This is a genomic window from Sorangium sp. So ce124, from assembly GCF_051525235.1.
GTDB classification, from domain to species: Bacteria; Myxococcota_A; Polyangia; order Polyangiales; family Polyangiaceae; genus Sorangium; species Sorangium atrum.
The window spans coordinates 9540317-9563803 of record NZ_CP150312.1 but is presented as its reverse complement, the minus strand read 5'-3'; the positions used below and the strand labels follow the sequence as shown (position 1 = coordinate 9563803).

The window sequence follows — 23487 nt, the reverse complement described above, 5'->3', positions numbered from 1 at the left end:
CCTCACAGGGTCGGCCGGTCGGGCGGCTCCGGGCGCCCGCGCCGCGCGGCGCGGGCCTTCACCTCGCCGAGCAGCCGCGGGCCCGCGCGCTCGCCCGCGCCCGCAAAGAAGGCGCGGGCCTGGGTGAGGTCGCCGTGCGCCGCGTAGAGCTCGACGAGCTCTCGCTCCGCGGCCTCGTCGATCGTCGCTTCCAGCGAGCCGGCGCGCCCGGGGCCGAGCTGCACGATCGCGCGCAGCGCCCGCATGGCCCCCTCGGTGGCGCCGTGGCCGCCGATGCCCCGCAGGCTCCACGACTTCACGTAGAGCGCGCGCTTGCGCAGCGGCGCCCCCGCGGCGCCGCGGAGCGCGCCGTCGCAGGCGCTCACCGCCTCGTCGAGGCGCCCCGCGGCGAACGCCAGGTCGGCCAGCGCGAGGTAGGCCTCGGCCGCCTCGCTGGACGCCGGGTGCTCGAGGGCGAGCTGGCGCAGCCGCGCCTCGGCGCCGCGCGCGTCCCCGCCGTCCTGGAGCGCCCGCGCGAGCGCGAGGAGCGCCCGAGGCCGCTGCTCCGCTGCGCGCAGCGCCGGCGCGTCGACGAGCGCGGCGTAGGCCGCCGCGACGCCCGCCCGCAGCCGCGCGGCCTCTGCTTCGAGCGCCGCCCGCCGCGCCGCGCCGCGCGCGCCGTCCGCGCCCGCCTCCGCGGCCTCGTCGAGCACGAAGAGCTGTACGCCGATCACGCGGTAGCGCCCCGCGAGCGACTCCGCCTCACGGAAGAGCGGCTCGGCCGCCGCGCTCGCGCCGGGGTCGGCGCCGCCGCGCGCGGCGGGCGCCGGAGCTCCCGCGCTCGCGCCGGGGTCGGCGCCGCCGCGCGCGGCGCGCGGCGGCGCTCCCTGCGCGGCGCACCCCGCCGAGGCGAGGGTGAGCACCATGAGCGCGGCGACCCGCCGCGCCGCGGCCCTGCGCCGCTCCGTGATACTGCTGGCGGCCTTCGCTGCGCGCTCCACGACCCGTGACACTTCCTCTCCTCGTGACTCGCCGCCGGCAGAGAGGGCGAAACGCCGCGCGCCTCGTGCCGAACGGCCCGGGAAGATAACCGCGGGCGCCGCAGGGACCAGGGCAATCCACGGCGGACGCGCCGATTCTCTCCCTGAACCGCGCGGAGAACAGCGCCTTTCGAGCGCTCTGCGCGGCGGCACACACGCGGCGCGCGGGTCGGCGCGACGCGCCGCAGAGCACGCACCTCCAGCACGCTCCGCCTCGGCCCATCCGTTGCGTCTCGGCCTTCATCGTCCCGCGCACGGACCGGCGCTTCACACCGGGCGGGGGCGTACCCGGATGGAGAGTCACGACATGGCGACAAAGGTGAACTGCCTCCCGTTCACGATCCCCACGATGCCGCGCCTCGGGCTCGCCGACCTGGAGGCGCGCTTCCGACGCCTCTCGCTCCTCATGTACGACACGAAGGTTCCGATCGCGACGCTGGAGAAGGAGGTCTATCCCTACCTCGCCCGCGGCATCGAGTTCGTCAATCCATGGCGGCGCGTGCGCGGGATCGAGACGTACCAGGTCGGCCTCTCGGGATCTCGCGTCGGCGTCCGTTTCGACCTCGACATCTCCCAGCTGGACGTCCAGCTCTCCGAGCCGCGCGACGCGGGCCGTACCCTGGTCGACAGCACCTTGTACCTGAGGCTGTTCCCGCGCTGCGCGTATCCCGTGCGGGTGATCCTGACCTACGATTTCTGCATGATCGACGGCGGCGAGAGCTTCGAGATCACGCGCATCGAGGAGATGTGGCGCATCGGGGACATTCTTCGGTGCGCTCCGCTGCTCGGCCGCTCCTACGATGTCTTCCGGTCCTGCTCGGGCTACCTCTTCACCGGCGCGCTGCTCCTGTCCCGCGCGGTCGCTGTCCGTCCCTGAACCTGAACCTGAACCTGAACCTGAACCGTGAAGACGAACGTCCGGGTTGACGAGATCCGGACGCCGCGATACACCTGTCCACGTGAGCGCCGGCTTCACCGCGACCACGACGACCACGACCCGCACCGGCGGGATTGGTCTCGTGTGCGTGCGGTGAGCTGACGAGCATACGAGGAACCAAGCCCCGCCGGGATCCGGACGGGGCACGTCGCTTTGCAGCGCTCCGTCTGGCCGGCCACCGCCGACGGAGACTGACATGCTCGACGAAGACGATCATCGGTATCTAGGCCAGCGCCTCGACCTGTTCCACATCCAGGAGGAGGCGCCAGGCATGGTGTTCTGGCACGCGCGCGGGTTCACGCTCTATCGCCTCCTCGAGGAGGCGGTCCGGCGCCAGATGATGCGTGACAGCTATCGAGAGGTCCGGACGCCGCTCATCCTGCGACAGGCGATCTGGAAGGCCAGCGGCCACTGGGACAATTTCTCCTCGAACATGTTCCGGCTGAACGAGGAGGATCAAGCCGCCGCGATCAAGCCGGTGAACTGCCCGGGTCACATGCAGATCGTGGCGCGCATGGCGCCGTCGTACCGGGATCTCCCGCTGCGGATCGGCGAGCTCGGCATGGTGCACAGGGACGAGCCGAGCGGCACGCTCCACGGCCTCTTTCGCCTGCGCCAGTTCACCCAGGACGACGGCCACATCTTCTGTGTCGAGGACCAGGTCGAGGCCGAGGTCGTGCGCTTCGCGAGCGCGCTGCGCGACTTCTATGCTGGCTTCGGCTTCCGCGACATGGTGGTCGGCTTCTCGACCCGCCCCGCCGAGCGCTCCGGGAGCGACGCCGTGTGGGACAGGGCGGAGGCGGCGCTGTCCGGCGCGGCGAGGAGCGCGGGGCTCGAGTACAGGCTGCAGCCCGGGGAAGGGGCCTTCTACGGGCCCAAGCTCGAGTTCGTGCTGCGCGACCGGCTCGGGCGGAGCTGGCAATGCGGCACGATCCAGCTCGATCTCGTGCTGCCGGAGCGCTTCGACATCACCTATGTCGACGCGTCCGGCGCGCGCCGGAGACCCGCCATCCTGCACCGCGCGCTGTTCGGCAGCGTGGAGCGCTTCCTGGGCATCCTGCTGGAGCATTATCGGGGCGCGCTGCCGCTCTGGCTGTCTCCCGAGCAGCTCGTCGTCGCTCCTGTGACGGACGCGCAGCGCGCCTATGCCGACGAGGTCCTCCTCGACTTCCAGCGGAAGGGGGTGCGCGCGATCCTCGATGCAGGGGACGACACGCTCTCGCGGAAGATCGCCGTCGCGCACGCGGCGGCGATCCCGCTCGTCGCGGTGATCGGAAGACGCGAAGCCGAGCGCCGCTCCGTGACGATCCGTGAGCGGGAGGGCGGGCAGCAGCGCGAGCTTCTGCTCGAGGAGGCCGTTGTCGAGGTGGCGCAGCGGTGCGCGCCGCTCGCCTGAGCGCGGGCCGGCGATCGCTCGGAATCGACGGAATCGGCGGAACTGAATGCCGGTCCGCGTGTCGGAATGTCCCCGGCGTCCTGGTCTCCTCCGGCCGGGGACATCCCGATAACCCTCGTTCACTCACGGAGCAGCTCGATGGGAACTCTGCCGCCCGGGCCGAAGTCGCTCAGCCTCGTGGATTTCATTCGCTCAGGATTCATCTCATCCGAGCCCGTCTTCAGGCGTTACGCCGCCGAGTACGGCCCCACGTTCCGTCTGAGGTCGCCGAACGGGATACTGACCATCACGGGCGATCCGGAGGCGATCCGCGCGGTCTACACGGCGGATCCCGACGAGTTCGAGGTCTGGGGTGTCCAGCTGACGGAGCCGGTCTTCGGGACGTCGTCGGTGGTCGTGACGGCGGGCGCGCGGCACCGGCGCGATCGGCGGCTGCTCGCCCCGCCGTTCAGCGCCGGCGCGATGCGGGGTTATGGCGGCGCGATCGCGGACATCGGCCTGGACGTGGCGTCGCGGTGGCGGCCGGGCCGCTCGTTCTCGATGCTCGCGGCGACCCAGGCGATCGCGCTCGACGTGATCGTCCGCGTGGTCTTCGGCGTGCGGGGCGAGGCGCGCGTCGGCAGGACCCGCGAGGCCGTGCTCGGGCTCATCGAGTCGCTGAGCCCGAGCTTCATGATCGTCCCTGCGCTCCGCCGCGATTTCGCCGGCTTCGGCCCCTACGCGCGCCACAAGCGCGCGGCCAGGGCGCTCGACGCGCTGCTCTTCGAGGAGATCCGGGCAAGGCGCGCGGAGGGGGACGCTTCGCAGGACATCCTGGGCCTGATGATGAGCGCCCGCTACGACGACGGCGCGAGCATGAGCGACGTCGAGATCGCGGACCAGCTCCGGGCGCTCCTGTTCGCCGGCCACGAGACGACGGCCATGTCGCTCGGGTGGGCGATGTACTGGCTGCACCGCGAGCCGGCCGTGCTCGCGCGCCTCTGCGAGGAGCTCGACGCGCTCGGCCCCGCGCCCGAGCCGGACGCGCTCGCGTCGCTGCCGTACCTGGAGGCGGTGTGCCTGGAGGCGCTCCGCATCCACCCGCCGGTGGTGGACGTGGCCCGCGTCGTGAAGAGGCCGTTCCAGCTCAAGGGCTATACCGTCCCGGCCGGCGAGGCGATCGCCGCCTCGCCGCTGCTCCTGCACGGCCGCGAGGACCTCTACCCGTCGCCTCAGCGATTCCGCCCTTCGCGGTTCCTCGAGCGGAAGTTCACTCCCTTCGAGTTCATCGCCTTCGGCGGCGGCGCCCGCCGGTGCCTTGGCGCGGCGTTCGCGATGTACGAGATGAAGGTCGTCCTCGGCACGATCCTCGGGAGATACAGGCTCCGGCTCGAGAGCCAGGCGCCCCTTCAGCACGTGCGCCGCGGGCTCACCATGGGGCCGAGCGGGGATGTGGCGATGATCCTGGAAGGGGAGCGCGAGCGAGCGCGCGCGGAAGGCCGCTCGGCTGCGGTCCAGGGCAGCCCGGCGGAGCCGGCGCTCCGGCCCGCCGCGCCGCAGCCTGCAGGGCGGTGCCCGATGGGCTCCTCCTGAGCGCTTTTCACCGGGGCTCCGACCGGCATGGCGGCGAGCTCGCCCGCTCATGGACGGATCGCGACCGTCCTTGGCGACGGGATCGCGCGCGGCGCCGCGAGCGCGCTCGATCCGTCCGAGCGTCGCGGCGGCGATGGCGAAGCGCCGCGCGGAATCGCGGGCGCGCTGCACGGAATCGCGGGCGCGGCGCGCGGGAGCGGGCGAGCGGCGCCGGGGAATTCGCGTGCGAGGAGGTCTGATCACCCTCTACGCTGAGCGCCTCCTCGAACCGCGAAGGTTGCCATGAACGATGACATCGTCGAGCTGACCACGAAGCACACGTACGGCACCTGGCGCGCTCAGCGCGGCTGGAAGCCGATCCATGTCACCCGCGCGGAGGGCTGCGCGTTCTGGGATGCGTCCGGCAAGCGCTACCTGGACCTGTCCTCGCAGCTCATCTGCTCGAACCTCGGCCACCAGAACGAGGCCGTGATCGAGGCCATCTGCGCGCAGGCGAGGCAGCTCGCCTACATCAGCCCGGCGCACACGTGCGAGGTGCGGGCCAGGGTGGCGCAGAAGCTCCTGGAGGTGATGCCCAAGGGGCTGGACAAGTTCTTCTTCGCGACGTCGGGCACGGAGGCGAACGAGGCGGCGTTCAAGATGGCCCGGCTCTACACGGGCAAGCACAAGATCATCGCGCGCTACACGTCGTACCACGGGTCGACCGCGGGCTCGGTCGCGGCGACCGGCGACTTTCGCCGCTGGTTCATCGAGCCGGCCGGAAAGATCCCGGGCGTGGTGTTCGGCCCGGAGGTGAACTGCTACCGCTGCCCGCTCGGCCGGAGCCACCCCGAGTGCGGCGTCGCGTGCGCCGACTACCTGGCTTACATGATCGACCACGAGGAGAACGTCGCGGCGGTGATCGTCGAGCCGGTCGTGGGCACGAACGGCGTCCTCATCCCGCCGGCCGACTACCTGCCGAAGATCGCCGAGGTCGCGCGGAAGCGCGGCGTGCTCCTCATCGCGGACGAGGTGATGAGCGGCTGGGGCAGGACCGGAAAGTGGTTTGCGGTCGATCACTGGGGGGTGGTGCCGGATATCCTGACGACCGCGAAGGGCGTGACCAACGCGGCCGCGCCGCTCGGGGTCGTCGCGACCTCCCGCGCGATCGCGGACTACTTCGACGACAACATGTTCGCGCACGGCCACACCTACGAGGCCCACCCCCTCACGCTGGCCCCGGTGATCGCCGCGATCGACGAGTATCGCCGGTTGGACCTCCTCGAGCGCGCGACGAAGATGGGAGACGTCGTGGGCGCGAAGCTCCGCGCCCTCAAGGAGAAGCACCCCTCGATCGGCGACGTGCGCGGGATCGGCCTGTTCTGGGCGGTGGAGCTCGTGAAGGACCGCGCGACCAAGGAGCCGTTCAACGTGCCGCAGGACAAGGCGGCTCGGCGGCCCCTGGTGGTCGACGCGGTGGTCGCCGAGGCGGCGAAGCGCGGGGTGTCCGTCATGGGGTGGGTGAGCCACCTGCTCGTGGCGCCGCCGCTCATCATCAGCGAGGCGGAGATCGACGAGGGCATCGCGGCGCTCGACGCGGCGCTCGACGTGGCGGACCAGCGGCTCTCGGCCTGAGGACCTCGGGCGCGACGCGGCCCTTCACGGGCCGCCGGAAGAGCACGTCTGTGGCTGCGGCGAGCGCGCCCGGCGAGGGGGCGCGGCGACGTGCTAGGATCGTGGGCATGACTGCACGCACGAACGGCCTGCCGACCCGTCCGCCCCGGAACACGGGGCCGATCGAGCTGCGCGATTTCGGCCCGACCGGCCGCCGTCTGGGCACGCCCGACGACTGTTACGACGGCAGCCCGTGGGAGCTGCACCGCGGGGAGCTGATCGAGCAGATGGGGAGCAAGGATATCCACGGGATCGTGATGGCGCTCCTCGCGGCCCTCTTCCGCACGCACGCGCGCGAGGGCTTCACGGTGATGACCGACGTGTACTGCGATCTCAGCGACCCGGGGGGGCCGTCGCTCCGGGCGCCGGACGTGGTGGTGGTGGGCGATCTCTCGTCGCCGCGGAACGACGCCTACCGCGGCACGCCGCTGCTGGCCGTGGAGATCCGGGGCACGCAGTCGAGGCGCTATCTCGAGGAGAAGGTGAAGCTCTACCTGGAGCACGAGTGGCCGTGGGTGTGGATCGCGCACGCGGAGCGCCGGGAGCTCGAGGTCGTGCGGCCGAGGACGGCGTCGATCACCTACCGTCCGGGCGCGGAGGTGCCCCTCCTGCCGGAGCTGGGCAAGCACGGCCTCGGCGCCGTGCCGGTCGCGGCGCTGTTCGAGGAGCGCGACGCGGCGCGGTTCACGGACGAGTGGGTCGAGGCGCGCACCCAGGCGCGCGCGATCCTCGCGGTGCTCTCGGCGCGGGGGCTCGCGGTGCCGGAGGCGGTGCAGGCGCGGGTGCTCGCGTGCGACGAGCCTGCGGCGCTGGAGCGATGGCTGGCTAGCGCGGCGACGGCGGCGAGCGGGGCGGTGTTCGCGGCGGCCGTGGATCGAGGGTGAGCCGACGGCTGTCCGCCGCTCGGTAGGGGGCGCCGCCCCCGCCGTGATCACCGCGACGGCGGCGCCGAGCCGCCCGCGCACGCGGCGGCGCGCGCGAGGAGCAGGTCGCGCTCGCGCGTGTTGCGCGTGAGCGACGCCGCGCGCTCGAGCTCCACGCGTGCCTCGTCGAGGCGGCCGAGCTTCGCGAGGAGGTCGCCGCGCACGCTCGGCAAGAGGTGGTAGCCCTCGAGGGAGCGCTCCGAGGTGAGCGCGTCGACGACGGCGAGGCCCGCCGCCGGGCCGAACGCCATCGAGAGGGCGACGGCGCGGTTCAGCTCGACGACGGGCGACGGCGTGACCTGGGCGAGCGCCGCGTAGAGCGCCGCGATGCGCGCCCAGTCCGTCTCCGCCGCGGTGCGCGCGCGCGCGTGGCAGGCGGCGATCGCGGCCTGGAGCGCGTAAGGACCGCGCGCGCCGCCGAGCGCCTCGGCGCGCTCGAGCGCCGCGAGGCCGCGGCGGATCAGCAGGTGATCCCAGCGCGCGCGGTTCTGATCCAGGAGCAGGATGGGCTCTCCCGACGGGCCGACCCGCGCCCTGGAGCGCGACGCCTGGATCTCCAGGAGCGCGACGAGGCCGTGGACCTCCGGCTCCTTCGGCACGAGCTCGGCCAGGATGCGGCCGAGGCGGAGCGCATCCTCGCAGAGGGCAGGCCGCATCCAGTCGCCGCCGGCCGTCGCGGAGTAGCCCTCGTTGAAGACGAGGTAGATGACCTGGAACACCGACGAGAGGCGGGGCGCGAGCTCGGCCCCGCGGGGGACCTCGAAGGGGACGCGCGCCTCGGCGAGCGTCCGCTTGGCGCGGACGATCCGCTGGGCGACGGTCGGCTCCGGGACGAGGAACGCGCGCGCGATCTCCTCGGTCGTCAGGCCTCCGAGCAGGCGGAGCGTGAGCGCGACCTGCGCCTCGGTCGAGAGGACCGGATGGCAGGCCGTGAAGACGAGGCGCAGGAGGTCGTCGCCGACGTCATCGTCGAGCGCGGCGTCCAGATCCGGCGCGGCCAGCGCGTGCTGGGCCTCGATCTCGTGGCCGAGCTCCTCGTGCTTGCGCTCGAGCCGCTTGCTCCGGCGGAGCTCGTCGATCGCGCGGCGCTTCGCGGTGGCCATGAGCCACGCGCCCGGCTTGTCCGGGACGCCCGACTCCGGCCACCGCTCCAGCGCGGCGACGAGCGCGTCCTGCGCGAGCTCCTCGGCGAGGCCGACGTCGCGCACCATCCGCGCGAGGCCGGCGATGAGCCTGGCCGACTCGATCCGGAAGACCGCGTGGATGGTGCGATGCACATCGGGGGCCGTCACGGCGCCCGATCAGAACACCTTCCGCCGCCGGCGCAAGCCCCCCGCCGCCTGCGCACGCCGTCGAGGCGCGCGCGGCTACTTCTTCCCCGCCGTCTGCGCGCGCAGGCGCTCCTCCTGCTCCCTGAGCTCGGGCGTGAGCGCAGGACCGAAGTCATCCGCCGTGAACACCTGACGGATCTCGATCTCGGAGTCCTCGTACATGGGGTTGGGACATCGCTTCACCCACTCGATCGCCTCTTCCTTCGACTTCACGTCCCAGATCCAGAAGCCCGCGATCAGCTCCTTCGTCTCGGTGAAGGGCCCGTCGACGACGGTCCTCTTCTCGCCCGAGAACCGGATGCGCGCGCCCTTCGCGCTCGGGTGGAGCCCCTCGCCCGCGACCATCACGCCGGCCTTGACGAGCTCTTCGTTGAACTTCCCCATCTCGGTGAGGAGCTGCTCGCTCGGCATGACGCCCGCTTCGCTGTCCTTGGTGGCCTTGATCAGGATCATGAATCGCATGGTCGTGTCTCCTTGCTTCCGTGGTGGAGCTGGGCTCCGGAGGGTCTCTTGCCCGGGGCGAACCGTGGCTTCATCGTCACGACGAACGGCGGTGCGCGGGATCGACACGCCGGGCGATCTTTTTTAAGAATGCTGTCAAGTATTTGTAATTATTAGTGATTATGGAATTGGCCCGCCGGCGGCGCCGGTCCGGGCCCTCAGAAGCGGCTGCGCAGCAGCGCGCCGCAGCCGCCCGGCAGGATCGCGGGCGCGAGGGCGACCGAGCTGCGCTCCTCCGGCGCCGTCAGGAGCAGCACCAGGCCAGCGCCGATCCCGGCGAGGCCGACGGCGCCGAGCACGGTGCTCGTGGTGGTGAGCGTCTGGCCCCGCGAGCTGAGGGACATGCCGTCGTCGCTGCACCGCGAGGGATCTGGGCATTCCTTCTCGAGGTCGCCCTTCGTGCCGAGCGCGAGCCCGCCCGTGATGAGGCTCCCGCCCAGGGCCGCGACGCCGACGCCGCCGATGGTGAAAGCGAGGGTGCGCCTGAAGCTCGAGGGAGGGGGCGACGGGGGAGGGGAAATGGCGGGCGAGCCCGGGGAGATCGCGGGGGCCTGCGGCGCGTCGGGTACGGGGACCGGAGGCGGCGCGGCGGCCGGCGGCGGCTCGAGGCGCACGACGTTGCGCGCACCCTCCGCGAGGGTCACGGCCGCGTCGGTCTGCCGGCCGCCGGGCCATCGCGCGACGACGGTATGGTTCCCGGGGTCGAGCGGGAGCTCGCCGCCGATGCTGGCCTGCGGCAGCGGCGCTTGGTCGAGGAGCAGCTCCGTCGGCGCCGGTGCGCCCGCCGCGAGCTCGATGACCAGCTTGGGCAGGCGCGGCTCCAGCTCCCGGATGCGTTGCTCGGTGATGGGCAGACGGGAATCGCCCGGTGTCAGCTGTGTGAGCAGCTCCTTGAAGTGCTGCCATGCGCTCGCCACGCGCCCGAGGTCCGCTTCACACTGGGCCAGGTTGAGCAGCGTGCCGCGCGACGGATAGGTCGCCTGGCTCCGGCGGAAGAGCGGAATCGCGCGCGCGCAGTCTCGCGCTTCCACCGCTGCGCGGCCCTGCTCGAAGAGATCCTGTGCTTGTGCCTTCGAATCCTTGGGCTGCGCGGAAGCCGGGCTGCTCATCGCGCAGAGGACGGCGTACAGGGCGGCGCAGCGCAGCGCGCGAGTACCTCTTGTTCGTCTCAGTCCCATTTTTTCCAAGGATCCTCGGGCTTGTTCTGCGTCCTGACCTGTGAAGACGACGGCGGTCTGGTCGTGCTCACGGCGGTCGCGCTCGCCTTCACCGGCGGTGTCGCTGCTGTCGAAGCGGTCGCCGCTGTCGAAGATGCCGCTGCCTTCGCGCCGGCGTCCGGGGAGGCGCTCGCGACCGGCGCTGCGCTGGCCTCGAGCGCAGCGCTCGCGGTCTCCATCGCGGCGACGGTGGGGGTCGCCGTCACAGCGCCGGCCACGCCGGGGGACACAGGCTCGCGCTCCGGCACAGCGCTCGATGAGGCCACCGGCGAGTCGCTGTCAGGGGACACGCTCGCCGTCAGCCGCCACGCAAGGAAGAACCCGGTCATCAGGACGAGCGCGGCGGCGGCGCCCGCCAGCAGCGCCACGCGGCTGCGCGGCCCCCGGGTCCGCGTCGTGTTGCCCCAGGAAGCGTGCGGCAGCGTCGCGTGCGCTGCTCCCGCCACCTCGCTCCCGGGCGACGACGGCATGTCCGGGCGGTGCGGCATGGGCGCCGTCGCGGCCTCGGCCGCTCCGGGCGCTCTACCCCACGCGGGCGAGGACATGCCGAGCGCGCCGGGGGCCGCGGGGGGAGCGCCCACCGGCGGGTACCCGGCGCGGGAAGCACGCTCCGGCAGGATCCGGTCGATGCTCTCGAACGAGAGCCGCCCGCGCTGCGTCCCGAATGGCGCGAGCACGCGGCCGATCTCCGCGACGCTCTGGACGCGGGCGCCCGGGTCCTTCGCGAGGCACCGGCTCACGAGCTCCCCGACGGCGGGCGGCAGGTCCGGCCGCAGGGCGAGGACTGAGGTGGGCGTGTCCATGATGATGGCCGCCGTGACCGCGGTGATGCTGTCTCCCTCGAACGGGTGCCGCCCGGTGAGCATGCGATACAGGATCACGCCGAGTGCCCAGATGTCCGTGCGGATATCTGCGTACTTCAAGCTGCGAATCTGCTCCGGCGACATGTAATGGATGGAGCCCATGATGAGGCCCGTCGCGGTCAGGCTCGCCTCCTTGACGGAGTCGCCCGTGGCGATGAATTTCGACAGGCCGAAGTCGAGGACCTTGAGGAGGGGAGTCCCGTCGGGGCGGCGGGTGAGGAAGAGGTTCTTCGGCTTGAGATCGCGGTGGATGATGCCGCGCGCGTGCGCCTCGGCGATCGCCTCGCAGGCCTGGAGCAGGTAGTCGGTGGCGTCGGCGAGCGGGAGGTGGCCGCGGGTCTGGAGCACGTGGCCGAGATCGTCGCCGGTCAGGTACTCCAGCACCATGTAGGCGGCGCCGGTGCTCAGCGCGCCCATGTCGAGGACACGCGCGATGTGCTGTCCGTCGAGGGCCGCGGCGGCGCGGGCCTCGCGGAGGAAGCGGGCGCCGGCGTCGGGGAGCGCAGCGGCCTCGGGAAGGAGGAACTTGACGGCGACGCGGCGCTCCAGGACGACGTCCCAGGCCGCCAGGACGACCCCCATGCCCCCTGCGCCGAGGACGCGCTCGATGCGGTACTTGCCCGCGAGGACGTCGCCGGGAACGGGGACGCCGGAGGGGACAGCGGGCTGCTGCGCCATGGTGGGAGGAGAGCGTAGCGGGGAGGTGGTGCCGAGTACAAGAGGCGGACAGCCTCCTGGGGCTCTCGAGAGCGCACGACCCGGGAGGGCTCGCGCGATGACGTACTCGACGCGATCCGCTCGCGACGTCCGTCGGACTACGCTTACGGCTCGGCCCCGATCCGCGCGGCGTCCTTCTTCTGCTGGAGCCTGTGCTTGATCGCCCCGAAGAGGACCGGCGCCACGGAGACGAAGATGATCAGGTAGACGACCCGCTCGATCTGCTTGGCGTCGAAGACCTTGCCAAGGAAGTAGCCGAGGAAGGTCATCGAGAAGACCCAGAGCACGCCGCCCACCACGTTGAACATCGCGAAGCGCCGGTACTGCATCTGCCCCACGCCCGCCACGACGGGCGCGAATGTCCGGGCGAACGGCATGAAGCGCGCGAGGATGATCGTCTTGCCGCCGTGCTTCTCGTAGAACTTCTGCGTCGCGATCAGGTGATCCTTGCGGAACAGGAGCGACTGCTCGCGCGTGAAGATCTTCGGGCCGGCGCGCCGCCCGATCGTGAAGCCCACCGCGTCGCCGATGATCGCCATCGCCATCAGCGTGACGTTCATCAGGAGCAGGTTCTGGAAGTTCGGTAGACCGAGCGGGTTGATGAGCCCCGCGTTGACCAGCACCCCGGCGGTGACGAGCAGCGAGTCCCCGGGAAGGAAGAACCCGATGAGCAACCCCGTCTCGGCAAAGATGATGATCATCAGGACGGGGTAGCCGCCCCACTGGAGCAGCGACTCGAGCTCCCTCAGCCTGCTGAAAAATTCACGGAGGAGATCCACGGCCGCTCGATAGCTCACCTCGACGGCCGCGTCGAACCCCGCGTGCGCCCTGGCCGCCAGCGCGCCGCCGGCGTCCGGCGTGGGAGCCGCCGGCGGCAAGGCGCCCCGCGCTGCTCACGGCCTGCCGGGCTGCTCCCGGGGTGAGCTCCCCGGCTCCACCTCCCCGAGCGCCGAGGGCGAGCCCCCCGCGTTCCGCCCGCGCCGTCAGTGGCCGCGCGCGCTATCGCGCATAGCGCGCCAGGTACTCCTTGAGGTGCAGCTTCCGGGCCGTGTTCTCTGACGACATGTAACGTATCGTCCCGAAGATCTCCCGCTCTGGACCCCAGGCCCGATCGTAGCGGCCGAGCACCCAGAAGATGCCGGAGGTCGAGTTCGGGTCGCGGCCGTCGAGCGCATAGCGGTCGTTGAGCTCGATCATGATCTCGAGCGCCTCGCGCGGCGTCCGCGACCATTCCAGGATCTTCTTGCCCCACAGCATCCGCAGGTAATTGTGGATTCGCCCCTCGCGGAGGAGCTCGACCTGCGACGCGTTCCAGATCCGGTCGTAGGTCGCCCCCGCCGCGAGCGCCTCGAGCGGGTAGACGCGCGGGCGCCTGTCGCGCGCGTGCTTCTCGAGCGTCGCGAGCGCCCAGTCCGGGAGAGACGCGTAATCGGTCGGATCGCGCTTCCACGAGGGGCGCGGTCCGTCTCCCTCGCTCGCCCCGAGCGCGAAGGCGTTGAAGCCGAGCTCCCGCCAGGTGACGAGCTGCTCGAGGAACGCCTCGGCGGAGGCGCTCATCCCCCAGAACCCCTCGCGGCTGCCGCTCGGCCGCTTCACGCCGTCCCCGGGGAGGCCGAGCCGTTCGACGCGGAAGGCCTCGCGCCGGGCAACGGCGGCGAAGACCTCGTGCGCCGCGACGTGGCCGAAGTGCAGGTACGGCGACAGGCCGCTCGTCGCGCCGGCGTCGGGGTGATCGCGCTCCTCCAGGTAGCGCGGCAGCCGCTCCGAGACGAAGCGCGCGAGCGCCTTGCCAGCCGCCTCCGGGCCGCCCCGGCAGGGCGCCGGCGGGACGGTGTGATCGATGGGGAGCGCGGAGAGCGCCGCAGGGTCGCCCCCGAGGAGCGCCTGTGAGGCCGCCGGCCACCTGCGCGCGATCGCGCGGGGGAGGGGAGCCGCAGGCCGGAGCTTCGCCCGCTTCAGCGGATCGGCCGCCGGCTGCGCGCCGAGGTGCTCGCCGATCACCCGCTGCCAGAAGATGCGGAACGAGCGCGCGGTCGTGAACACCCGATCGGCCGCGCGCATCGGCAAGAGGCCGTTCGAGTCCACCTGCTCGAGGCGGACCGGCGCCTGCCGCGCGGCCGAGGCGACCATCCGCGGGAGAAAAAAGCAGGGGTAGTCGTCCGTCACCACCACGCACGCCCGCGCCGCGAGCGCGCCGAGCAGGCCCTTGCCGGCCCCCTCGGCGGGCTCGACGTAGGGGTGGTGCGCGACGCCGGCCGCCGCGAGGCGGCGCGCGTTGTCGGCCATGCCGTCGATCACGAAGCGATGGATCCTGTCGCTCGCCCAGCGGTAGCCGCACCGGAGCGCCTCCAGCACGACGAGCGGTCGATCGAGCGCCATGGACCAGGCGATCGCGCGCTCCAGACCGAAATTGTACCGTGTCCGGCGACTCGCGATCATCCAGTAAAGGACGTAGTCGCCGCCCTCGCGGACAGGCATCGCGTTGCGGGTGCGGAGCCGGAGCTCGGGGACGCTGCTGGAGATCACGACACCTCCTCCACGACCGGCCCGCCAGCGCGCCGCGGCGGCCCCGGCGCTCTGCTCTCTCTTCAGGACGAGCGGTGCTCTAGAGCGACAAACGGGTTGAAATTGCCTGAAAAGCGCGGAATTTCGAACCGCCAAGACACCAAGAGCACCAAGAAGAGAATCTTATCTTGGCGTCCTTGGCGTCCTTGGCGGTTTATTTCTCGCTTGATCAACGTGACCGCTCTTCTAGCACAGCGCAGACGCGGGCGCGCACACGCGTCTGGCGGATTCATGCGGGAAAGGCCGGCGCGCGGACCCGGCCTCTCGGGATAAACCCACGCTTGCGCCCTCGTGAAGGCGGCTTCAGGTATCGCCGCAGCGGTCGTTCATCGGCGCACCAGCACGGCGTACGAGCGCGACGCGCGAGGAGGGGCAACATGGCTCTTGATCTCCTGAGAGAGCGGGGGACACCGCTCGACCGCCAGTCGTTCAACTGGCGTGATCTCGTCCAGGTGCCGTTCAGCAAGCTCGACGACGACGCGTTCACACGCGTGCGCGTCATCCTGATGAACGGCATCGAGCTCGAGAGCGTGCGGTTCCTGCACAGCTTCGCGCGCATGAACCGGGATCTGCGGCGCGTGCTCGCCCAGGTGCGGCGCGTCGATCACCACCAGGCCACGCTGGTGAACTGGCTCAACCCGCCGGATCAGTCGCCGCTGGAGACCACCATCGGATACGAGCAGGTCGCGATCGAGATCACCGCGCACGTGGCGCTCGCCGAGCCTGACCCGTACCTCGCGCAGGTCTATCGCTTCGGCATGCTCGAGGACTACGATCACCTGTATCGCTACTCGGCGCTCCTGGACCGCCTGGAAGGCAAGGACGCGAACAACCTCCTGCAATCGTACACCGACGTGACGCCGGGGCGCCCGACCGCGGTGGAGCACCGCGCCCCCGAGGACGACGTGCGCGCGCCGTACGACCGGCGGACCGCGAGCGGGATCACGAAGCTCAACGCGCTCACCATCATGGCGGCCGAGCAGCAGACGCACAACTACTACGTCAACGTCGGGCCGTTCTTCACGGACCCGGTGGCGCGGCTGCTCTACGCCGAGATCGCCTCGATCGAGGAGCAGCACGTCACGCAGTACGAGGCGATCATCGACCCCGAGGAGACCTGGCTGGAGAAGTGGGTCCTCCATGAGGCCACCGAGGTCTACAACTACTGGAGCTGCCTCCAGCAGGAGCAGAACGCCCGCGTGAAGCGGATCTGGGAGCGGTTCCTCGACTACGAGCTCGGGCAGCTCCACGTGGCCATCGACCACCTCAACCGGATCGAGGGGCGCGACGCGGCCGAGATCCTCCCCGCCTCGCTCCCGGACCCGATCTCCCACGAGAGCCACCGCCAGTTCGTGCGCGACGTGCTGTCCAGGGAGGTGCATCTCCGCGCCGTCGGCGAGGACATCGTCGATCCGAGGGTCGTCCCGGAGAGCGCCGCGACGATCGCCTACCGGCAGCAGATGAACTCCGCCGGCTCCCCCTCCGAGATCGTGGCCGCGGGCTACCGGTTCACGCCGGGCACCGAGCTCTCGCGGCGCGCCGAGAAGATCGACGGACAGAAGGAGGCGACGCCATGAAACAGATCAAGATGGGGACCAACACCACGGGCATCGCGACCTCTCCCATCGACAGCAAGGAGCTCATCGAGTTTGCGCAGGTGATCCCGCCGAGCTCCCCCGGGAGCGAGGCCGACGCCGCGGCGGTCAGGAGCGAGTACGCGAGGGAGTCGGGCACGGTCGGGAGCGTGCCGCCGCCGGCGAGCGTCAAGGGGGTCGTCAAGGCAGCCGGAGAGCTCATCCACGGCAGGCCCCCCGCGCTCCTCATCGACAAGCTCGGCGAGCGCCTCCAGTTCGAGCGCTCGGGCACGCGCCTCTACGAGGCGATGATCGCCAAGCACGACGCGGAGGGGAGCTTCGAGGGAGGCCCGACGCGCGCTGACCTCGAGGCGATCCGCGACGAGGAGCTCCTGCACTTCGCGCTGCTGAAGCGCGCGATCGAGCGGCTCGGGGCCGATCCGACCGCGATGACCCCCGGCGCCGACGTCATCGGCCTGGCGTCGACCGGCGTCCTCGCGGTCGCCGTCGAGCCGAGGATCAACCTCGGGCAGAGCCTGCAGGCGCTGCTCGTCGCCGAGCTCACGGACAACGACGGCTGGCGGATGCTCATCGACCTGGCGATCGCCTACGGCCAGGAAGAGATGGCCGCCGAGTTCCGCGTGGCCGAGCAGCACGAGGCGCTCCACCTCGAGCGCGTGCGAGCGTGGCTGTCGAGCAAGCTCGCGCTCGACGCGCGCGGCGCGCCCACCAGCACGACCCCGCAGCAAGCCGCCTGACGCGGAGCTGGCACACCGCCGGCTCGGGCGATCCGAGCTGGGCGGATCGCAGGCGCCTTACGCGCGGCGCCGTAGACCGGCCTCCGGGATCTCGGTTATGACGCTCGGCGCGCGGGCCCGGCGCATGCGGGGTGCCGCCGGCGGCTCCGCGCCCCGGGTGAACCCATGGACTTGCCCCAGAAGCTCCGATCCCTGTTCCTGCTGCCCTTGGTCGCGCCGCTTGCCTGCGGCGGCGCTCCGGCGTCCGCGCCGCCGCCTCCCCGACAGGCCGCAGCGCCGGCCCCGGCTGCGCCCGCGGCCCCACCGGCCGCGGCCCCGGCGGCCGCGGCCCCGGCCGCGCCGACGAAGGCCGGGCCGCGCGCCGACGCGACGCTCATGCCCCGGCGCATGCTCTTCGGCAACCCGGATCGCATGTCCCCCCAGATCAGCCCGGACGGCCAGCGGCTCGGGTTCCTCGCCCCCTCCGACGGCGTGCTCAACGTGTGGGTCGGCCCGGCCCAGGCGCCCGCGTCGGCCAAGCCTGTCACGAAGGAGCAGAGCCGCGGGGTGCGCACCTTCCTGTTCCCTTACGCGAACGACTACGTCCTCTATCGCCAGGACAAGGCCGGCGACGAGAACTGGCACATCTACGCCGTCGAGCTCAAGACCGGGCAGATCAAGGATCTCACCCCCTTCGACGGCATCTCCGCGATGTTCGAGGGGATGAGCCCCAAGATCCCGAACGAGATCCTGATCGGCATGAACGATCGGGACAAGAAGGTCCACGACCTCTACCGCGTCGACGTGCGCACCGGCGAGCGCAAGCTCGTGCGGCAGAACGACGGGTTCGTGGGGTTCGTCATCGACCATGACTTCAAGGTGCGGTTCGCGTCGAGGATGACGCGCGACGGAGGCCAGGAGTACCTCGACCTCACCGGCAAGGAGTCGAAGCCCTTCGTCGCGTTCGGGCCCGAGGACGCCGTGACGAGCGAGGCGATCGGCTTCGACGCGGCCGACAAGGCGCTCTATTTCCGGGACAGCCGCGGCCGCGACACCTCCGCGCTCGTCACCCTCGATCTGCGGAACGCGAAGCCCGCGGTGCTCGCCGAGGACGCGAAGGCCGACGTCAGCGACGTGATCGTCCACCCGAAGACGGGCAAGGTCCAGGCGGCGGCCTCCGAGCGCGAGCGCAAGCGCTGGCAGGTGCTCGACAAGAGCATCCAGCCGGATCTCGACGCCCTCCGCGCTGTCGCCGACGGCGAGCTCGACGTGCTGAGCCGGTCGCTCGACGACAAGCGCTGGACCGTCGGATACACGGTCTCGGACGGCCCAGTCCGATACTACCTCTACGATCGTGACGCGAAGAAGGCGACGTTCCTTTTCACGAACCGCGCCGCGCTCGAGTCGCAGCCGCTCGTGAAGCTGCGGCCCGTGGTCATCAAGGCGCGCGACGGCCTCGAGCTCGTGAGCTACCTGTCGCTGCCGCGCGGCGCCGACCCCGACGGCGACGGCAAGCCGGACAGGCCGCTCTCGATGGTGCTCCTCGTCCACGGCGGCCCCTGGGCGCGCAGCTCCTTCCGCCTCGATCCGATGCACCAGTGGCTCGCGAACCGCGGCTACGCCGTGCTGAGCGTCAACTTCCGGGGATCGACGGGCTTCGGGAAGAAGTTCGTCAACGCGGGCGACCTCGAGTGGGCGGGCAAGATGCACAACGACCTGCTCGACGCGGTGGACTGGTCCGTCGCGCAGGGCATCGCCGACAGGGCCCGCGTGGCGATCATGGGCGGCAGCTACGGCGGCTACGCGACGCTCGTCGGCCTGACCTTCACGCCGGAGACCTTCGCCTGCGGCGTCGACATCGTCGGCCCGTCGAACCTCGTGACCCTTCTCCAGTCCATCCCGCCCTACTGGGCGCCGATGCTCGAGCTCTTCGCGAAGCGGGTCGGCGACCCCCGCACAGAGGACGGCCGCGATCTCCTGCGCACGCGCTCGCCGCTCTACCGCGCCGACCAGATCAAGCGGCCCCTCCTCATCGGCCAGGGCGCCAACGATCCGCGCGTGAAGCAGGCCGAGAGCGATCAGATCGTCAAGGCGATGACGAGCAAGGGGATCCCGGTCACGTACGTGCTGTACCCCGACGAGGGACACGGCTTCGCCCGCCCGGAGAACTCCATGTCGTTCAACGCGATCGCGGAGACGTTCCTAGCGCAGTGCCTCGACGGCTCCTACGAGCCGGTCGGCGGCGACTTCAAGGGGTCGAGCGTCACCGTCCCCGTGGGCGCCGAGGCCGTCCACGGGCTCTCCGCGGCGCTCCCCCGGCCCTGAGCGCTCCGCGCGACCACGGCGCGCAGGCGCGGCGGCCCCTGAGCGGGGCGCCGCGCCGGCCTCGTGCGCAGGCGCGCCCCGCCCACGGCGCGCCTGCGCATGACGCGCGCGTCTGACGCCGCTACGTCCGCTGCGTCGACGCGGTCCGCGTGCGCCGCCGCGCCTCTGGCGCGCTCACCGGGGGCGCGCTCGTGAGGTCGTCGAGCGTCTCCAGCAGCTGCTCCAGGTCGAACGGCTTGTTGATGATCCTCGTCGCGTCCGGGTGGTTCGGATCGATGCAGAAGCCGGGATCGCTGAGCGCGGTCACGAGCACGACGGGCGCCGCTCTCCCCTCGGCCGCGAGCGTCTCGATGAGGCGCGGCCCGTCCAGGAACGGCATCACGCAGTCGATGACGATGGCGTCGGGCGGCGCCTGGGAGCGCAGCCGCTCCAGGGCCTCGAGGGGGTCGGTGTACCCCTCGACCTCGTACCCTTCGGCCAGCAGCACCTCCGCCAGCGTCTCGACGATCGCGTCGTCGTCGTCGACGACGACGATGCGCCGCCGCTTTCCCCGCTCTGAGTCTCCTTGGTCGTCTCGCTCGTCGCTCACACTCACCTCGGTGGAGAACCCCGGTGTCACTTCTGGGACCGGCCGCTCTCGCCGTCTACCCTCGGAGACCACCTCTGTGCGAATTGTTTACAGGCTCTCCCGGTGCTCGCTCCAAGAGCCCCGGTCTCCGCCGCCTCTCCGGCTCTTCCGCGGAGATCCCCGCGTGGCCTCAGCTCCCCGGAGGAGCCTGCTCGGGCGCAGGCGAGAGGTCTGGAGAGCTCCCCATCCTCGTGCGCAGCTGGACGGGCCGCTGGCGCGCCCGGAGGCGCATGTTGATGAGCTCGACGCCGAGCGAGAAGGCCATCGCGAAGTAGATATACCCCTTGCTGATGTGCTGGCCCATGCCGTCGGCCACCAGCACCACGCCGATGAGGAGCAGGAAGCTCAGCGCGAGGATCTTCATGCTCGGGTGGCGCTGGATGAACGCGCCGATGCTGCCGGCGAAGACGAGCATCACGCCCACCGCGATGAACATGGCCACCATCATGATCGAGATGTGCTGCGCCATGCCGACGGCGGTGATGACCGAGTCGAGCGAAAAGACGATGTCGAGCAGCACGATCTGCGTGATGACGGAGACGAACGACCCCTTCGCCTTCGGCTGCTCTTCCTTGGGATCGTCGACCTCGAGTTTGTCGAACATCTCGTGGGTCGCCTTGCCAATCAAGAACACACCGCCGCCGAGCAGGATCAGATCACGCCCGCTGAAGTCCTGTCCGAGCAGGCTGAACAGGGTGGCCTTGAGTCCCATCACCCACGAGATCGCGAGCAGGAGGAGCAGCCGCATCCCGAGGGCGAGCAGGAGGCCGATGCGGCGGGCGAGCGGCTGTTGCTCCCGCGGCAGCTTCGCCGTCATGATGGAGAGGAAGACGATGTTGTCGATCCCGAGCACGATCTCCAGCGCGCTGAGGGTCGCCAGCGTGATCCAGCCGTCGGCGTGCAGAAAGGCGCTCAAGTCGGGCATCGGGGTGGCGCTTTGTAGCACGGACAGCCGTGACCGCCTGCCGCGTCCGGACCATCGCCCCGCTCTCCCGTGGATCCATCGCGATCTTGCTCCCGTGTTCAGGGCGCGGGGCGACCGCGATTACGACGGACGCGTGAACGCAAAGGTACGTGGCGCACGTGGCGCCATCGACGACGGCGATGCACGTCGGCGCGCGGCACGGGCGGCACTTGACGCGGGATGTTGACATCCGGTACAGAGGATATGGAAGTACGCGCAAGTGGATCTGCCTCCTTCCCGGCTTCCAGGTGAGCTCCTGCGGGGTGTTGGCGAGCTCGCCGAACGGCGTCGTGCTTCCTCGCCACGTCGGCGAAGCAGCATCGTTGCCTGTTCCTCCTCTGGAGCGCGTGGCATCACGGCAGAGGGGGCGACCGCGTGACCGTGATTCCGAAGGTCGGCTTCGGGCAGGACGCGCGCTGGACCGCCGCCGGCAGCGCCGATGGAGCGCCGCTGGATCGGGCGCTCCTCGGGGGCGATCCGGCGATCGGGGTGCCGGAGGCGTGCTGGCTGGACGGCGGCGCGGTCCGGCTGCGCATCGAGGGGCGGGATCCGAGCTACCCGGTCGTCCTGCTCGGCTCGATGGGCGCCTGGATCGAGCCCGACTATCGGACCTCGTTCCCTTTCGGCAGCGCCGTCCGGGTGCGCCTGTACGCCCGCGACGTCGAGATCGGTCCGCTCTCCGCCGTGCTGGTGCTCCAGTCGATGGGCCTGCGGGGGCCGCTCATCGGGCTGTCGTTCCAGGACGCGACCCCCTCGCGCGCGGCGGGGCAGATCCACGACGTGCTGCGCGCCCTCGTCGATGAGGGCGTGGCCAAGGCGGCCGCGGCGAGCCTGTTCAGGCCCTCGGCCACGGACGCGGGGCAAGTGCGCGAGATCATCGACGACCCCAGGAGGGTGCGCAACATCCTCGGCTTCCTGCTGCGGAGGAAGGGCGTCGTCCGCCGCTCCGCCGAGAGCGCGCCGCCCCTCTGCGTGATGCTCCGCGAGGTGGGGGCCGGGACGGTCACGTGGTTCGGCATCAAGGGCTGGAGCGAGGACGCCGCGGTCGAGATCGCCGGGCAGAACTCCGTCTTTCGCTTCAACGTCCGCGCCGACGAGGTGCGCCCGGGCGAGCTCGTCTCCGCGCTGCCGGCGCGCGTGGAGCGCCTCCGCAAGAGCCTGCAGCAGCGGGGCGTCGAGGCCGACCTCACCGCGCGCTTCCTGCACCCCCAGTGGCTTCACATCCCGCCGATCGAGGCCGAGGTGGTCGACGTGTCCTTCGCGGGCCTGCGGATGGCGCTGACGAGGGGGCACCCGCCGCTGCTCCCCAGGCTCAAGCTCTCGCTGGAGCTCCCCGACGGCGACGACGGGGTCGTCCACCTGCGGGGCGAGGTGCGGTCGGTGTCGGCCGTGGAGGGCTCGGACACCCAGCTCTGCAGCGTGCACGTGACCGCCGCGCGGCGCGAGGACGAGCGGCGCTGGCTCAGGCTCGTGTCCCGCATCCTGCACGCGACGACCTACGGGGGGACCGCGTGGCAGGCGGAGCTCTGGGATCTCTTCGACTCGTCCGGCTATTTCAACCTCTCCGGGCGGCGGCCGGAGCACTTCGAGGCCATCAAGCCGAGCTTCCTGACCATGGCGCAGAAGGCCGCGGCGGTGCCGCACCTCCTGTACAACGTGGCGTGTCTGTCCGAGCACGGGATCGAGGGCAATTTCTCGATCATGAAGCCATACCACAGCACGTGGATGATTCATCAGCTCGCGAAGCGGCCAAAGTCCGCGTCGAACCTGAGCTCACGGCAGGTGCTCCGCGACATGTTCACTCGCTGCTTCGAGCACGCGATGGCCGACCCGGAGTGCCGCTGGATCATCGCCTACGCGGAGGCGCACGTCGCGTGGAACGAGCGATCGCTGTTCGAGTTCGCCCGCGCGCGCCAGGAGACGGGCCACGTGCTGTCGCTGCCTTTCCGCCTGATGGGGGTGGACGCGCGCGCCGCGCCGCGCGCTCCGCACGTGGCCGGCGGGCCGATCGAGATCGGCGAGCCGACCCCCGGGGAGCAGGCGGCGCTGCTCGGCCTCGTGTGCGCGACGTCGCCGCGCATGTACGCCGAGGCGCTCGATCTCGTGCCAGGAAGGCTCGGGATGGGGCCCTGCGTCGAGCGCTGGCGCAGCGCGGGCCTGGAGCGGGAGCGCGCGCTCCTCGTGGCGCGCCAGCACGGCGAGCCGCTGGCGGTCGCGGTCCTCGAGCTCGGCGAGCTCGGCACGAACCTCTTCCGCCTCCTCGACTCGGTGCGCATTTTCCCGATGCACCCCGGCGGAGACGCCGCGCTCGGCCCGCTGCTCGACGCGGCGTGCGGCTGGTTCCGCGCCCATGACAGGAAGTCGTTCATCTACTTCGGTGAGCGCGGCAAGCTGACGTACGAGGGGCCAGCCGGCTTGCTCGACCTCGGCGAAGGACGGCTGTGGATCGTGGCCAGGGAGCTCGTCCCGGAGTTCGTGGAGCACGTCTACCGCCTCACGGAGCCGAAGCCGCGATAACGGCCTGGATCGGCGGCGGCGCGACGCTATGGTCTCTTGGTCTCGGTT

Annotated in this window: 18 protein-coding genes; 9 read left to right on the top strand and 9 right to left on the bottom strand. The window is 71.3% G+C overall.

Annotated features, from left to right (window positions below; genetic code table 11):
- Positions 1-2 precede the first annotated feature (2 nt).
- Positions 3-992 (bottom strand): hypothetical protein, encoded by a 990-nt coding sequence (locus tag WMF19_RS35990; protein WP_437894500.1) that lies wholly within the window; start codon positions 990-992, stop codon positions 3-5.
- Positions 993-1326: 334 nt separating this feature from the next.
- Here WMF19_RS35990 and WMF19_RS35985 point away from each other — a divergent pair, with 334 nt between their 5' ends.
- The 5 genes from WMF19_RS35985 (at position 1327) to WMF19_RS35965 (ending at position 7461) form a co-directional block, all read left to right on the top strand.
- Positions 1327-1896: a hypothetical protein gene (locus WMF19_RS35985; RefSeq protein ID WP_437894499.1), complete on the top strand. Its 570-nt coding sequence runs from the start codon at positions 1327-1329 to the stop codon at positions 1894-1896.
- Between the two features lie 256 nt (positions 1897-2152).
- Positions 2153-3352, top strand: a complete 1200-nt coding sequence (thrS, locus tag WMF19_RS35980) for a threonine--tRNA ligase (RefSeq protein ID WP_437894498.1) — start codon at positions 2153-2155, stop codon at positions 3350-3352.
- A gap of 138 nt (positions 3353-3490) precedes the next feature.
- A complete protein-coding gene (locus WMF19_RS35975) occupies positions 3491-4924 on the top strand; it encodes a cytochrome P450 (RefSeq protein ID WP_437894497.1) in 1434 nt (477 codons plus the stop codon).
- 282 nt (positions 4925-5206) lie between these two features.
- A complete protein-coding gene (locus WMF19_RS35970; protein WP_437324291.1) occupies positions 5207-6538 on the top strand; it encodes an aminotransferase family protein in 1332 nt (443 codons plus the stop codon).
- Between the two features lie 107 nt (positions 6539-6645).
- Positions 6646-7461: a Uma2 family endonuclease gene (locus WMF19_RS35965; RefSeq protein ID WP_437894496.1), complete on the top strand. Its 816-nt coding sequence runs from the start codon at positions 6646-6648 to the stop codon at positions 7459-7461.
- A gap of 47 nt (positions 7462-7508) precedes the next feature.
- Here the strand turns inward: WMF19_RS35965 and WMF19_RS35960 are convergent, their stop codons facing one another.
- From WMF19_RS35960 to WMF19_RS35935, 6 genes are all read right to left on the bottom strand, one after another.
- Positions 7509-8792 carry an RNA polymerase sigma factor gene (locus WMF19_RS35960; protein WP_437894495.1) on the bottom strand — a complete coding sequence of 428 codons (1284 nt, stop codon included), beginning with the start codon at positions 8790-8792 and terminating at the stop codon, positions 7509-7511.
- Positions 8793-8867: 75 nt separating this feature from the next.
- Positions 8868-9293, bottom strand: a complete 426-nt coding sequence (locus WMF19_RS35955) for a YciI family protein (RefSeq protein WP_437894494.1) — start codon at positions 9291-9293, stop codon at positions 8868-8870.
- 197 nt (positions 9294-9490) lie between these two features.
- Positions 9491-10363, bottom strand: coding sequence for a tetratricopeptide repeat protein (locus WMF19_RS35950; RefSeq protein WP_437894493.1), 873 nt, complete (start codon positions 10361-10363; stop codon positions 9491-9493).
- Positions 10364-10500: 137 nt separating this feature from the next.
- Positions 10501-12090 carry a serine/threonine-protein kinase gene (locus WMF19_RS35945; RefSeq protein ID WP_437894492.1) on the bottom strand — a complete coding sequence of 530 codons (1590 nt, stop codon included), beginning with the start codon at positions 12088-12090 and terminating at the stop codon, positions 10501-10503.
- Positions 12091-12233: 143 nt separating this feature from the next.
- Positions 12234-12926 carry a VTT domain-containing protein gene (locus WMF19_RS35940; protein ID WP_437793179.1) on the bottom strand — a complete coding sequence of 231 codons (693 nt, stop codon included), beginning with the start codon at positions 12924-12926 and terminating at the stop codon, positions 12234-12236.
- 202 nt (positions 12927-13128) lie between these two features.
- The gene (locus WMF19_RS35935; RefSeq protein WP_437894491.1) at positions 13129-14655 is read right to left on the bottom strand and encodes a deoxyribodipyrimidine photolyase; all 1527 of its coding nucleotides are present in this window, start codon (positions 14653-14655) and stop codon (positions 13129-13131) included.
- Positions 14656-15071: 416 nt separating this feature from the next.
- Here WMF19_RS35935 and WMF19_RS35930 point away from each other — a divergent pair, with 416 nt between their 5' ends.
- From WMF19_RS35930 to WMF19_RS35920, 3 genes are all read left to right on the top strand, one after another.
- On the top strand, positions 15072-16271 hold the full coding sequence (locus WMF19_RS35930) for a hypothetical protein (RefSeq protein ID WP_437894490.1): 1200 nt from the start codon (positions 15072-15074) through the stop codon (positions 16269-16271).
- Complete coding sequence (locus WMF19_RS35925) at positions 16268-17026, top strand: ferritin-like domain-containing protein (RefSeq protein ID WP_437324282.1); 759 nt, start codon at positions 16268-16270, stop codon at positions 17024-17026. Before WMF19_RS35930 ends, WMF19_RS35925 begins: the two co-directional genes overlap by 4 nt.
- Positions 17027-17191: 165 nt before the next feature.
- Positions 17192-19330, top strand: coding sequence for a S9 family peptidase (locus tag WMF19_RS35920; RefSeq protein WP_437894489.1), 2139 nt, complete (start codon positions 17192-17194; stop codon positions 19328-19330).
- 121 nt (positions 19331-19451) lie between these two features.
- Here WMF19_RS35920 and WMF19_RS35915 read toward each other — a convergent pair whose 3' ends face one another.
- Together WMF19_RS35915 and WMF19_RS35910 are read right to left on the bottom strand one after the other, a co-directional pair.
- Positions 19452-19919 carry a response regulator gene (locus WMF19_RS35915; RefSeq protein ID WP_437793170.1) on the bottom strand — a complete coding sequence of 156 codons (468 nt, stop codon included), beginning with the start codon at positions 19917-19919 and terminating at the stop codon, positions 19452-19454.
- A gap of 169 nt (positions 19920-20088) precedes the next feature.
- Complete coding sequence (locus WMF19_RS35910) at positions 20089-20883, bottom strand: TerC family protein (RefSeq protein WP_437894488.1); 795 nt, start codon at positions 20881-20883, stop codon at positions 20089-20091.
- Between the two features lie 414 nt (positions 20884-21297).
- Between WMF19_RS35910 and WMF19_RS35905 the strand changes: the two genes are divergently transcribed.
- Positions 21298-23439 (top strand): hypothetical protein, encoded by a 2142-nt coding sequence (locus tag WMF19_RS35905; RefSeq protein WP_437894487.1) that lies wholly within the window; start codon positions 21298-21300, stop codon positions 23437-23439.
- The last annotated feature ends 48 nt before the right edge of the window (positions 23440-23487 follow it).